The organism is Kineococcus lubricus (genome assembly GCF_050871965.1).
Taxonomy (GTDB): domain Bacteria; phylum Actinomycetota; class Actinomycetes; order Actinomycetales; family Kineococcaceae; genus Kineococcus.
The window spans coordinates 16824-28993 of the sequence record NZ_JBJLSK010000028.1; the positions used below are offsets into that span (position 1 = coordinate 16824).

The following is a 12170-nucleotide window of genomic DNA, read 5'->3' on the forward strand; positions in this document are numbered from 1 at the left end:
CGCGCGTCGTTCGGTAGGTTCGCGCGGTGGGTGATCACGCGGGGGAGCGGACGGGTGCGCGGCCGGGGGCGCTGACGGGGCGCGACGGTGACGCGGTGCCCCCGGCGCCCCAGCACCGCCGCGACCGCGGGCTGGCCCGGCCCGTCGCGGCCGGGGCGATCGCCGCCGTCACCGGTTTCGCCTCCTCCTTCGTCCTCGTCCTCGCCGGCCTGACCGCCGTCGGCGCCACCCCCGCGCAGGCCGCGTCGGGGTTGTTCGCGCTGTGCCTGGCCCAGTTCGCCCTCGCCGCGCTGCTGTCCTGGCGCACCGGGACCCCGCTGTCCTTCGTGTGGTCCACCCCCGGTGCCGCGCTGCTCGTCGCCGCCCAGGGCCGCACCGGGTCCTTCGGCGCCGCGATCGGGGCCTTCCTGCTGTGCGCGCTGCTCGTCGTCGTCACCGGCGCCTGGCCCGCGCTGGCCCGGCTCGTGCGGCGCGTCCCGACCCCCGTCGCCGGGGCCCTGCTGGCCGGGGTCCTGCTGCCGCTGTGCCTGGCGCCGGTGGCCGCCGTGCGCGCCCAGCCCGTCGCCGGGCTCGTGGTCCTCCTCCTGTGGCTGGTCCTGCGCCGGGTCCGCCCGGTGCTCGCGGTCCCCGTCGCGATGGTCGCCGCGCTGGGGTTCACCGTCGCGGGGCTGCCGGGGTCGACGTCCCTGGACTGGGTGCCCCGGCTGGTGCCCGTGCTGCCCGAGCTCGACCCGTACGTCCTGGTCTCCCTCGGCGTCCCCCTGTACGTCGTCACGATGGCCGGGCAGAACATCCCCGGTTTCACGATCCTGCACACCCTGGGCTACCGCGACGTCCCCACCGGCCGCGTCCTCGTCGGCGCCGGGATCGGCAGCGCCGCCGCCGCCGTCCTCGGCGGGCACGCCGTCAACCTCTCCGCCCTGGCCGCGGGGATCATCGCCGGGCCCGACGCCTCCCCGGACCCCCGCCGCCGCTGGGTCGCCGCCGTCGCCGGGGGCGCGGGGTACCTCGTGCTGGGGCTGCTCGCCGCGCCCATCGCCGGGCTCGTCGGCACCACCGACCCGGTCCTGGTCGAGGCCGTGGCCGGGCTGGCCCTGCTCGACTCCTTCGTCGGCGGCCTCGTCTCGGCGCTCGCCGACGCCGCGCACCGCCCCACCGCGGGCCTGACCTTCGCCGTCGTCGCCTCCGGGGTGACGTTCGCGGGCGTCGGCAGCGCGTTCTGGGGGCTGGTGGCGGGACTGCTGGTCTTCGGCTGGCTGCGGGCGCGACCGGTGGCCGCCGGCCGGGGCTGACCGGGAGGGCTCAGCAGCCGCAGGACGCCCGGTGCCGGAAGGTCGGCCGGATCCGCTCGCGGCGGGGGGCCGCCGGGGCGTCGTCACGGAGCCGTTCGAGGATCATCGTCACCGCGCGCGTCGCCATCGCCGGGACGTCCTGGTGGATCGCGGTCAGGGGCGGGTCGACGAGGTCGGCCCACTCGGGGTCGTCGTAGCAGACGAGGGCCACGTCGGTGCCGACCCGCAGCCGCAGGGCCCGCAGCGCCCGCAGGGCCCCCACCGTCATCGAGTTGTTGCCCACGACCACGGCGCTGGGGCGCCCGGGCCCGGCGAACGCGGCGCGCACGGCCGCCTCGGCCACCTCGGTCTCGCTGCCGCCGTCCAGGACGACCCCCGACAGGCCGCGGGCGGTGACGACGCGGGTGAACCCCTCCAGGCGCTCGGTGGTCGAGCTCAGGCCGGTGAGCCCGGCGACGAAGGCGAGGGAGGTGTGGCCGAGGTCGGCGAGGTGACCGGTCAGCACGGCGGTGGCCTCGGTGTTCTCCGGCGCCACCTGGTCGAACACGGAGTCGGTGAACCGGTCGAGCAGGACGGTCGGGACCCCGTGCCGGCGCAGGAACGGCAGCGCGCCGTCGACGGCGTGCACCGAGGGGGCCAGCAGCACCCCGTCGACGCGGCGGTCGGCGAGCTCGTGGACGGCCCGCAGCTCCTGCTCGGGGTCGTCGCGGGTGTCGGCCAGCACGAGGGAGTAGCCGGCGCGGCGCGCGCTGGACTCGATGGACGTCACCAGGTCGGCGAAGTGGGGGTTGGACACGAACCGGCTGGCCAGGCCGAGGGTCGTCGTGGCGGAGCGGGCCAGGGAGCGGGCCAGGGCGTTCTGCCGGTAGCCGGTCCGGGCGATCGCGGCGAGCACGGCCTCGCGCGTGGGGTCGCTGACGGTCCGCGTGCCGTTGAGGACGTGCGAGACGGTGGAGGCGTTCACTCCCGCCAGGCGTGCCACGTCGGCCATCGTCACCACGGTCGCAGCCTCCACCCCACCTGCGTCACGGTCCGGCAACACCGCCGGACAAGCGCTTGCGCAAGCGCTTGTCCGGATCCTAGTGTCATGGCCCGACCAGATCCACCGACGAGATCCATCGACGCGAGGGAGCGGCAGATGCGCGATCCGAGGTCCCCCCACCGCCGGCACCCGCAGGTGGTCGTCGGCTACGAACCCGGCGACGAGCACGCCGTGCTGGAAGCCCTGGCCCAGGCCCACCTGCGCGGCGGCACCCTCACCGTCATCGCCGCCGCCCCGCTGCCCGACGGCCTGCTGCTGCGCTGTCGCACCGCGATCGCCGGCCTCGACGTCCGGCTGCCCCCCGAGGGGGCCGACCTCACCGAGGCCCTCCTCGACCACGCCGAGCGCGAGCACGCCGCCCTCCTCGTCGTCGGCCTGCCCCGCCGCGGCGTCGACGACCTGCTCGGCGGCCGGGCCCGCCTCGTCGTCCTCGACGCCCCCTGCCCCGTGCTGGCCGTCCCCGAACCCGAGGGCACCGGCTGCCCGGCCCCCGCCGAGGCGGTCACAATGGGTGCGTGAGTGCACCCACGCTGACCGCCGCCCGGCCGCTGCGGATCGGACCGCTCGTCTCCCCGACGCCGGTCGTCCTGGCGCCGATGGCCGGCATCACCAACTCCGCCTTCCGGCGCCTGTGCCGCGAGCAGGGCCAGGGCTTCTACGTCAGCGAGATGATCACCTCGCGCGCGCTCGTCGAACGCACCCCCGAGACGATGCGCCTCATCACCTTCGAGGCCGACGAGACGCCCCGCAGCCTGCAGCTGTACGGCGTCGACCCCCTCACCGTCGCCAAGGCCGTCGAGATGATCGTCGCCGAGGACCTCGCCGACCACGTCGACCTCAACTTCGGCTGCCCCGTCCCCAAGGTCACCCGCAAGGGCGGCGGCTCGGCCCTGCCGTGGAAGGCCGGCCTGTTCCGCGACATCGTCCGCGGCGCCGTCCGCGAGGCGTCCAAGGGCGGCATCCCGCTGACCGTCAAGATGCGCAAGGGCATCGACGACGACCACCTCACCTACCTGCAGGCCGGCAAGACCGCCGAGCAGGAGGGCGCGGCCGCCGTCGCGCTGCACGGCCGCACCGCCTCCCAGCACTACTCCGGCACCGCCGACTGGGACGCCATCGCCCGGCTGAAGGAGACCGTCACGACGATCCCCGTCCTGGGCAACGGGGACGTCTGGAGCGCCGAGGACGCGCTGGAGATGGTGCGCCGCACCGGGGTCGACGGCGTCGTCGTCGGCCGCGGCTGCCTGGGCCGGCCCTGGCTGTTCGCCGACCTCGAAGCCGGGTTCGCCGGCCGCCCCGAGCGGGTGCGGCCCGGCCTGCGGCAGGTCACCGAGGTGCTGCGCCGGCACGCCGAGCTGCTGTGCGCGTTCTACGACGACGAGCTGCGCGGCTGCCGCGACATCCGCAAGCACGTCTCCTGGTACTTCAAGGGGTACGCCGTCGGCGGCGACACGCGCGCCAAGCTCGGCCTCGTCGACACCCTGGCCGCCCTCGACGAGCTCATCGCCGACCTCGACCTCGACCAGCCGTACCCCGGCGCGGCCGCCGAGGGCTCGCGCGGTCGCGCCGGCTCCCCGCAGGCCCGGGTCGCGCTGCCCGAGGGCTGGCTCGACAGCCAGGAACTGACCGGCGTGGCCGCCGAGATGATCCGCCAGGCCGAGCTGTCGGTGTCCGGCGGATGAGCGGCTCCGCGGCCGGCTACGGCCCCCAGGACACCGAGCGCTGGGCCACCGAACCCCCCAAGGCGCACGGCCGCAGCGCGTTCATGCGCGACCGGGCCCGCGTCCTGCACTCCTCGGCGCTGCGCCGGCTGGCCGCCAAGACGCAGGTCGTGGGGCCGGGCACGGACGACTTCGTCCGCAACCGCCTCACGCACTCCCTGGAGGTCGCGCAGGTCGGCCGCGAGCTCGGCGCGGCCCTGGGCTGCGACCCCGACGTCGTCGACACCGCCTGCCTGGCCCACGACCTCGGGCACCCGCCGTTCGGGCACAACGGCGAACGGGCGCTCGCCGAGGCGGCCGCCGGCATCGGCGGGTTCGAGGGCAACGCCCAGACGCTGCGGATCCTCACCCGCCTGGAACCGAAGTCGGTCGCCGCGGACGGGTCGCCGGTGGGGCTGAACCTCACCCGGGCCAGCCTCGACGCCGCCACCAAGTACCCGTGGCTGCACGGGAAGGCGCCGCGCGCGACGTCGAAGTTCGGCGCCTACGCCGACGACGCCGACGTCTTCGCCTGGCTGCGCGACGGCGCCCCGGAGAACCGCCCCTGCGTGGAGGCGCAGGTGATGGACTTCGCCGACGACGTCGCCTACTCCGTCCACGACGTCGAGGACGCGGTCGTCGCCGGGCACGTGCGGCTCGACTGGCTCGAGCGGGCCGAGATCCGCGCCCGGGTCGCCGCCCAGGTGCGGGACTGGTACCTGCCCGAGGCCACCGACGAGGCCGTGACCGACGCGCTGCGCCGGCTGTCCTCCTCGGGGTACTGGGCCGCCGAACGACCGGGGGAGGTCTTCGGCGGCCGCCGCCACCTGGCGGCGCTGAAGGACATGACCTCCCAGCTCATCGGCCGGTTCGCCAACGCCGCCGAGCACGCGACCCGGGCCCGGTACGGCGACGGCCGGCTCACCCGGTACGCCGCCGACGTCGTCGTCCCGGCCGGGACGGCCCTGGAGGTCGCCGTCCTCAAGGGGGTCGCGGCCACCTTCGTCATGAGCGCGCAGGAGCGGCAGCCCTTCTACGCCCGCCAGCGCGAGCTGCTGCACGAGCTGCTCGCCGCGCTCGTCGCCGGCGGCCCCGACGTGCTCGAACCGCCCTTCCGGGAGGACCACGCCGCGGCGGGGGACGACGCGGCCCGGCTGCGGGTCGTCGTGGACCAGATCGCCTCGCTCACCGACGTCTCGGCGCAGGCCTGGCACGCCCGCCTGACGCGCTGAGCGGGGCGGGGGCCGGCCTCAGCCGAGGGTGGCGTCGCCCGCGAGCACCGAGCCGCGCACGCCCTGGCCGTCCCAGCCGTGGACGGTGCACTGCAGCAGGCGGCTGCCGCCGCGCCAGTTGTCCTCCAGCGGGTAGTAGTACCCGTACTCGAAGTCCTCCGGGACCAGACCGGCCCGCTCGACGGCCTCGTTCGCGTCGGCCGCGCAGCGGTCCTCCGACCAGGCCTGCAGGTACGCCTGGCCCGGGTAGGGGCCCTCGGGCAGGGCCACGACCTCCAGCACCTCGCCGTCGTGCTCGCGCGCGCAGTCGACCTGCTCCACGGTGCCGGACCGGCCGTCGTCGGCGCCGGTCTCGAAGCAGTCCCCGGCCACCAGGTCGTCGACGGGAACCGCGCCGCGGGGGCCGCCCAGCCCGGCGAGCAGGCCCGCCCCGCCGACCCCGGCGGCCACCGCGGCCACGACGGCCACCGACGCCACCAGCATCCAGAAGCCGCCCAGCACCATCCCCGCGACCGCGAACCCGCGACCGGGCGCGCGCCGGGAGGCCGTGCGGTGCAGCGCCAGCGCCCCGAGGGCGAAGGCGACCGGACCGGTCCCGGCGATCCCGGTGACCAGCGCGGCGATCGAGAACCCGTCGGTGGACCGCGAGGGTCCGGGGCCCGGCTGCTGGGAACTCACCCGCCCGACTCTACGGACGACCGCTCACTCCAGCCGGGGCGGCGGCAGGACCGCCAGGTCGCCCGCGGTCAGCGACCCCGTCAGCGCGGTCCGGGCACCGGCCACCAGCAGGCACCACACGCGCGCGTCCCGGCGCTGCAGCTCGTCGTCGGGGTAGGTGGAGGCGTGGGTCAGCGACGGCGCGGCGGCGTCCACCGCGCGGCCGACGACCTCCCGGGCGCAGACCGCGTTCGCGCGCCAGCGGCGCAGCTCCTCGTCGTCCTGCCGGCCCGGGTCGACCACCGCGACGACCTCGGCGTCGTGCTCGTGGGCGCAGGGGACCGCCTCGCGGCCGACCAGGCAGGTGCCGGCCACCCACGGCGGGGCCGCCGCGTGCCGCAGGGCGGCGGGCGGCTGCATCGGCGGGGGCCGGTCGCCCACGGCGGCCAGCGCGACGCCGGCCACGAGGACGAGGGTCTGCGCGCCGAGCGCCGCCGCGGCGCCGACGGCCACCCAGGGGAGTCTGCGGGTCACGCCGCGACGCTAGGAGCGCGCGCTCACCCGACCCCGACGCCGGGGCCCGCCCTGTGGACGGGCACCCCCTGGGGGGACGCGGACGTCAGCGCGCGCGGCGCCGGGCCGAGATGACGCCGGTGTCGAAACCGGCCAGGTGCAGACCGCCGTGGAACCGGGCGTGCTCGATCTTCAGGCAGCGGTTCATGACGACGGTCACGCCGTTCTCCGCCCCGCGGCGGGCCACGGCCTCGTCGGCCAGCCCCAGCTGCATCCACATCACCGGCGACCCCACGGCGATGACGTCGTCGAGGACGGCCCCCAGTTCGCTGGGGCGGCGGAACACGTCGACGAGGTCGGGGACCCCGGGCAGCTCGGCCAGCGACGGGTAGCAGGGGCGGCCGAGGATCTCGGTCTCGTTCGGGTTGACGAACCACAGCTCGAAGTCGGAGTCGGCCAGCAGGTACGTCTCGACGAAGTAGGAGGCCCGCGAGGGTTTGGCCGACGCCCCCAGGATCGCGACGGTCCGCGTCCGGCGCAGGATGCGCAGCCGCTCGGCGGCCGAGGGCCCGCGCCACGACGTGGCGGGGGCGTCCTTCGCGCCGGTCGCCGCGGGCTGCTCCCGCAGGTTCTGCGGCGCCGCGACGGTGCCGACGTCGGAGATGTTCTGCTCGGTCACGAGTTCTCCTCCACGGCCGCGGTGAGGGCCTGGTCGAGGTCCCACAGGACGTCCTCGACGTCCTCCAGGCCCACGCTGATGCGGATCAGGTCGGCCGGGACCCCGGCCGCCCGCAGCTGGTCGGCGGACAGCTGCTGGTGCGTCGTGGAGGCCGGGTGCAGCACCAGGGTCCGGGCGTCGCCGATGTTCGCCAGGTGCGAGCAGAGCTGGACGCTGTTGATGAACCGTTCCCCCGCAGCGCGTCCGCCGACGACGCCGAAGGAGAACACCGCCCCGGGGCCCTCGGGCAGGTACTGCTGGGCGCGGGCGTGGTGGGGGTGCGAGGGCAGCCCGGAGTACCGCACCCAGGACACCCGCTCGTCGGCCTCCAGCCAGGCGGCGACGCGCTGGGCGTTCGCGACGTGCTCGCGCATCCGCTGGGGCAGCGTCTCGATCCCCATGAGCAGCAGGAACGCCGAGTGCGGGGACAGCGTGGCGCCGATGTCGCGCAGCTGCTCGCTGCGCAGCTTGGTCAGGAACCCGTACTCGGCGAAGTTCCCCCACCACGACAGCCCGCCGTAGGAGGCGACGGGCTCGGTCATCGACGGGAACCTGCCGTTGTCCCAGGGGAAGGTCCCGGCGTCGACCACGACGCCGCCGAGGGTGGTGCCGTGACCGCCGAGGAACTTCGTCGCGGAGTGGATGACGACGTCCGCGCCGTGCTCGATGGGCCGGCACAGGTAGGGGGTGGCGGTGGTGGCGTCCACGACCAGCGGGATGCCCGCCTCGTGGGCGACGTCGGCCAGGACGCGCACGTCGGCGATCACGGTCGAGGGGTTCGCGACGAGCTCGGTGAACACGAACCGGGTCTTCTCGGTGATCGCGGCGCGCACCGCCTCCGGCTCGGGGTCGACGAACACCGTGTCGACGCCGAAGCGGCGCAGCGTCACGTCGAGCTGGGTGACGGTCCCGCCGTAGAGGTTGTTGGAGGCGACGACGTGGTCGCCGGCGCCGGCGAGCGCGGCGAAGGTCAGGAACTCCGCGGCCTGGCCGCTGGCGCAGGCCAGCGCCCCCAGCCCGCCCTCCAGGGAGGCCATCCGCTCCTCGAGGGCGGCGACGGTGGGGTTGGAGATGCGCGAGTAGATGTTGCCGTACTTCTGCAGCGCGAAGAGGTTCGCGGCGTCGGCGGCGTCCTCGAAGACGAAGCTGGTCGTCTGGAAGATCGGGACCGCGCGGGCGCCCGTGGTCGGCTCGGGGACCGCCCCGGCGTGCACGGCGCGGGTGCGGAAGCCCCAGGCCCTGTCGTCGCCCGCGGTGCTGCTCTGCTCGCTGCTCACGGGGCGATCCTGCCACCCGGGCCGGACGCGCCGGGCGCCTACACTCCCTGCGTGGCCGGGCGCATCCATCCAGACGATCTCCTGACGGTCAAGGAACGGGTGCGGCTCGACGAGGTCGTCGGCGAGCAGGTCACCCTCCGCTCCGGCGGCGTGGGCTCCTTCAAGGGGCTGTGCCCCTTCCACGACGAGCGCACCCCCAGCTTCACCGTCCGGCCCGCGACGGGCCGCTGGCGCTGCTTCGGCTGCGGGGAGTCCGGCGACGCCATCGAGTTCGTCATGAAGATCGACGGCCTCGGGTTCGCCGACGCCGTCGAGCGCCTGGCCCAGCGCGCCGGGGTGCAGCTGCGGTACGTCGACGACGGCGGCCGCGCGGCGCAGCGGCCGGCGTCCAACGCCGGGCAGCGCCAGCGGCTGCTGGAGATGCACTCGGTCGCCGAGGAGTTCTACGCCCGCCAGCTGGAGGCGCCGGGCCCGGCCGAGACCGCCCGCGGCTTCCTCGCCGCGCGGGGTTTCAGCCGCGAGGACGCCGCCCGGTTCGGGGTGGGTTTCGCCCCGAACACCGGGGACGCGCTGCTGCGGCAGCTGCGGGCCAAGGGGTTCGGCGAGGAGGACCTCGTCACCTCGGGGCTGGCGGGGCAGTCCCAGCGCGGCCTGTACGACCGGTTCCGCGGCCGGCTGGTGTGGCCGATCCGCGACGTCAGCGGGCACACCGTGGCCTTCGGTGCGCGCCGGTTGTTCGACGACGACCGCATCGAGGCCAAGTACCTCAACTCGCCCGAGACGCCGGTCTACAAGAAGTCGCAGGCCCTGTACGGCCTGGACCTGGCCAAGCGGGAGATCTCCCGCACCAAGCGGGTCGTCGTCGTGGAGGGCTACACCGACGTCATGGCCTGCCACCTGTCGGGGGTGGGGACGGCCGTCGCGACGTGCGGGACGGCGTTCGGGGAGGACCACGCGCGGATCGTGCAGCGCATGCTGGGCGAGGCCGACGCCTCCGCCGAGGTCGTGTTCACCTTCGACGGCGACGCGGCGGGGCAGAAGGCCGCGATGAAGGCGTACGAGCTGGACCAGCGCTTCAGCGCGCAGACGTACGTGGCGGTCGCCCCGAACGGCCAGGACCCGTGCGACCTGCGGCTGGCGGCGGGGGAGACGGCCGTGGCGCAGCTGGTCGACGGCCGGGTCCCGCTGTTCGAGTTCGCGATCCGCTCCACCATCGAGAGGTTCGACCTGGACTCCGAGGGGGGCCGGCTGGCGGCGCTGGACGCGGCCGCCCCGATCGTGGCGGCCATCCGCGACCGCGGTCTGCAGCAGCGCTACGCGATCAACCTGGACCGCTGGACCGGGTTCCTCGACGAGCGGTTCGTGCTGGACCGCGTGCGCCGGGCCTCGGGCGGGTCCCGCCCGCAGCAGACCCCGCCGCCGGCGCCGCAGCGGCCCGCGGTGGACCTGAACGACCCGGTGGCGCAGCTGGAGCGCCGGGTCCTGTCCTGCGCGCTGCAGGCGCCGTGGTCGGTCGCGGACGTCTTCGACGCGCTGGAGGCCGACGCGTTCGGCGCACCGGGGCACCGGGCCGTCCACGACGCCGTCGTGGCCGCCGGCGGGCCCTCGCAGGCGCCGGCCGGGCCGGCGTGGCTGGCCTCGGTCCTGGAGTACGCCGACGGGCCGGTGGCCGCGCTGGTCGACGAGCTCGCCGCGGCGGACCTGCCGGTCTCCAGCGAGGACGAGCTGGAGCGCTGGGGGCGTTCCCTGGTGGCCGCCCTCGCCGGCCAGTCCGCCACCCGGGCCGTCGCCGAGGCCCGGCGCACCCTGCAGCGGCTGGACCCCGCGGCGCAGCCGCAGGAGTACCAGGCCGCCTCGGCGGAGCTGTTCCGGCTGGAGGCCGCGCGCCGGACGTGGCAGGAACGGGCGCACGGCGGGGGCTGAGCGGGCTCCCGGGCGGGGGACGGGTGTGCACGGAGCGGTCCGAGGGGCTGGTACGGTTGGACAGTCGTCACGGCGGGTTCACCGCCGGGACGCGGAGTGGTCCCGCATAGCTCAATTGGCAGAGCAGCCGGCTGTTAACCGGCAGGTTGTTGGTTCGAGTCCAACTGCGGGAGCAAGGTCGAGAGGGACGCACCGGACGGTGCGTCCCTCTCGTCGTCTCAGCCCACGTCCCCGCCCTCGCGCGCACCGGGCGGTGCGTCAAGGACGCGTCAAGACGGCGCGTCGGAGGACCCGGCGCCGCCCGCCGCGGCGCGTGGCGGGGGATCCTGGGCGGCGATGAGCAGCTCCCCACCGGCCGGACGAGAACAGCCGGACCGGTCCCCGCAGCCCGACCCCTCCCACGACGCACCCGGACGCCCACCTCGGCGTTCGCGCCCGGGCGGGCGCCGGACCCGCACCCCGCACCCGGCGCAGCTGACGATCGCCGGGTTCGCGGTCGGAGTCGTCCTCGGCACGCTGCTGCTGGTGCTGCCCGTCGCCCACCGCGGGCCGGGGGCCGCCACGGCGCTGGAGGCGCTGTTCACGGCGACGTCGGCGCTGTGCGTGACCGGGCTGATCGTCGTGGACACCCCCGTGTACTGGTCCGGCTTCGGCCAGGTCGTCATCGCGGTGCTCATCCAGGCCGGCGGCTTCGGCATCATGGCCCTGGCCTCGCTGCTGGGGGTGCTGGTCACCCGCCGGCTCGGGCTGCGCCAGCAGCTGGTGGCCCAGGCGGAGACCAAGACCCTCGGGCTGGGCGACGTGCGCACCATCCTGCTCGGGGTGGCGCGCACCAGCCTCGTCGTCGAGGGCGTCACCGCCGCGCTGCTGGCGGCCCGCTTCGCCCTCGGCTACGGCGAGCCGCTGCCGAGAGCGGTGTGGCTGGGGGTGTTCCACGCGGTCTCGGCGTTCAACAACGCCGGGTTCGCGCTCTACAGCGACAACGTCGTCGGCTTCGCCACCGACCCGTGGATCTGCCTGCCGCTGTGCGCCGCCGTCGTCCTCGGCGGACTCGGTTTCCCGGTGCTGTTCGAGCTGCGCCGCCACCTGCGCGAACCGCGCCGCTGGAGCCTGCACACCAAGCTCACGGTGCTGGGCACGTCGGCGCTGCTCGTCCTGGGCCCGGCGTTCGTGCTGGCCGCGGAGTGGGGCAACCCGGGCACCCTGGGCCGCCTCAGCGTCCCCGGCAAGCTGCTCGCCGGGTTCTTCCAGGGCGTCATGCCCCGCACCGCGGGGTTCAACAGCGTCGACGTCGCGCAGATGAACACCGGGACCTGGCTGGGCACGGACGTGCTGATGTTCATCGGCGGCGGCAGCGCCGGGACCGCCGGCGGGGTGAAGGTCACCACGTTCCTGGTGCTGCTGCTGGTGATCGTCTCCGAGGCCCGCGGGGACGACGCCGTCACCGCGTTCGGCCGCAGCCTGCCCCGGGGGCTGCAGCGGCAGGCCCTGAGCGTGGCGCTGCTGGGGGTGGCCGCGGTGGTGCTCCCCTCGGTGCTGTTCGCCCTGACCACGCCGTTCACCCTCGACCAGGTCCTGTACGAGGTGGTCTCCGCCTTCGCCACGGTCGGGTTGTCCACCGGCATCACCGCGCAGCTGCCGGCCGCGCACCAGCTGGTGCTGGTGGCGCTGATGTTCATCGGCCGCACCGGCACGATCACCCTGGCCGCGGCCCTGGCGCTGCGCAGCAGACCGCGGCTGTACCAGCTGCCGGAGGAGCGCACCATCGTCGGCTGAGGCGACCTCTTCCGGCGGTGCCGGCCGGGGCGTACGGTGA

General features: G+C 75.5%; 11 protein-coding genes and 1 tRNA gene. 7 read left to right on the forward strand and 5 right to left on the reverse strand.

The window, feature by feature from the left end:
- Positions 1–95: 95 nt before the first annotated feature.
- A complete protein-coding gene (locus tag ACRYRX_RS18210) occupies positions 96–1292 on the forward strand; it encodes a benzoate/H(+) symporter BenE family transporter (RefSeq protein WP_432514105.1) in 1197 nt (398 codons plus the stop codon).
- A gap of 10 nt (positions 1293–1302) precedes the next feature.
- On the opposite strand, the gene ACRYRX_RS18215 is transcribed toward ACRYRX_RS18210, so the two are convergent.
- Positions 1303–2307: a LacI family DNA-binding transcriptional regulator gene (locus tag ACRYRX_RS18215; RefSeq protein ID WP_432514107.1), complete on the reverse strand. Its 1005-nt coding sequence runs from the start codon at positions 2305–2307 to the stop codon at positions 1303–1305.
- Positions 2308–2430: 123 nt separating this feature from the next.
- On the opposite strand from ACRYRX_RS18215, the gene ACRYRX_RS18220 reads away from it, so the two are divergent.
- Genes ACRYRX_RS18220 through ACRYRX_RS18230 form a run of 3 tightly spaced genes read left to right on the forward strand, consistent with a single transcriptional unit; the run spans position 2431 to position 5266 of the window.
- Positions 2431–2853 (forward strand): universal stress protein, encoded by a 423-nt coding sequence (locus ACRYRX_RS18220; protein WP_432514108.1) that lies wholly within the window; start codon positions 2431–2433, stop codon positions 2851–2853.
- Positions 2850–4016: a tRNA dihydrouridine synthase DusB gene (gene dusB / locus ACRYRX_RS18225; protein ID WP_432514109.1), complete on the forward strand. Its 1167-nt coding sequence runs from the start codon at positions 2850–2852 to the stop codon at positions 4014–4016. Before ACRYRX_RS18220 ends, dusB begins: the two co-directional genes overlap by 4 nt.
- Positions 4013–5266, forward strand: a complete 1254-nt coding sequence (locus ACRYRX_RS18230; RefSeq protein WP_432514111.1) for a deoxyguanosinetriphosphate triphosphohydrolase — start codon at positions 4013–4015, stop codon at positions 5264–5266. The genes dusB and ACRYRX_RS18230 overlap by 4 nt, the downstream gene beginning before the upstream one ends.
- An 18-nt stretch (positions 5267–5284) precedes the next feature.
- Here ACRYRX_RS18230 and ACRYRX_RS18235 read toward each other — a convergent pair whose 3' ends face one another.
- From ACRYRX_RS18235 to ACRYRX_RS18250, 4 genes are all read right to left on the reverse strand, one after another.
- Positions 5285–5944 carry a DUF4190 domain-containing protein gene (locus tag ACRYRX_RS18235; protein WP_432514114.1) on the reverse strand — a complete coding sequence of 220 codons (660 nt, stop codon included), beginning with the start codon at positions 5942–5944 and terminating at the stop codon, positions 5285–5287.
- Between the two features lie 24 nt (positions 5945–5968).
- Positions 5969–6457, reverse strand: coding sequence for a hypothetical protein (locus ACRYRX_RS18240; RefSeq protein ID WP_432514116.1), 489 nt, complete (start codon positions 6455–6457; stop codon positions 5969–5971).
- A gap of 85 nt (positions 6458–6542) precedes the next feature.
- A complete protein-coding gene (locus tag ACRYRX_RS18245; RefSeq protein ID WP_432514159.1) occupies positions 6543–7064 on the reverse strand; it encodes a CoA-binding protein in 522 nt (173 codons plus the stop codon).
- A 47-nt stretch (positions 7065–7111) separates the two neighbouring features.
- Entirely contained in the window at positions 7112–8431 is a 1320-nt protein-coding gene (locus ACRYRX_RS18250) for an O-acetylhomoserine aminocarboxypropyltransferase/cysteine synthase family protein (protein WP_432514119.1), read from the reverse strand.
- Positions 8432–8482: 51 nt separating this feature from the next.
- Here ACRYRX_RS18250 and dnaG point away from each other — a divergent pair, with 51 nt between their 5' ends.
- The 3 genes from dnaG to ACRYRX_RS18265 all read left to right on the forward strand — a co-directional run bounded on the left by dnaG (position 8483) and on the right by ACRYRX_RS18265 (position 12130).
- Positions 8483–10354: a DNA primase gene (gene dnaG / locus ACRYRX_RS18255; RefSeq protein ID WP_432514121.1), complete on the forward strand. Its 1872-nt coding sequence runs from the start codon at positions 8483–8485 to the stop codon at positions 10352–10354.
- Positions 10355–10454: 100 nt separating this feature from the next.
- Positions 10455–10527 (forward strand) — tRNA-Asn (locus ACRYRX_RS18260).
- 163 nt (positions 10528–10690) lie between these two features.
- The gene (locus ACRYRX_RS18265) at positions 10691–12130 is read left to right on the forward strand and encodes a TrkH family potassium uptake protein (protein ID WP_432514122.1); all 1440 of its coding nucleotides are present in this window, start codon (positions 10691–10693) and stop codon (positions 12128–12130) included.
- Positions 12131–12170: the final 40 nt, after the last annotated feature.

Coding starts and splice junctions, on each gene's coding strand:
- ACRYRX_RS18230 (WP_432514111.1), top strand. CDS start 4,013: ATGAGCGGCTCCGCGGCCGGCTACGGCCCCCAGGACACCGAGCGCTGG.
- ACRYRX_RS18220 (WP_432514108.1), top strand. CDS start 2,431: ATGCGCGATCCGAGGTCCCCCCACCGCCGGCACCCGCAGGTGGTCGTC.
- ACRYRX_RS18265 (WP_432514122.1), top strand. CDS start 10,691: ATGAGCAGCTCCCCACCGGCCGGACGAGAACAGCCGGACCGGTCCCCG.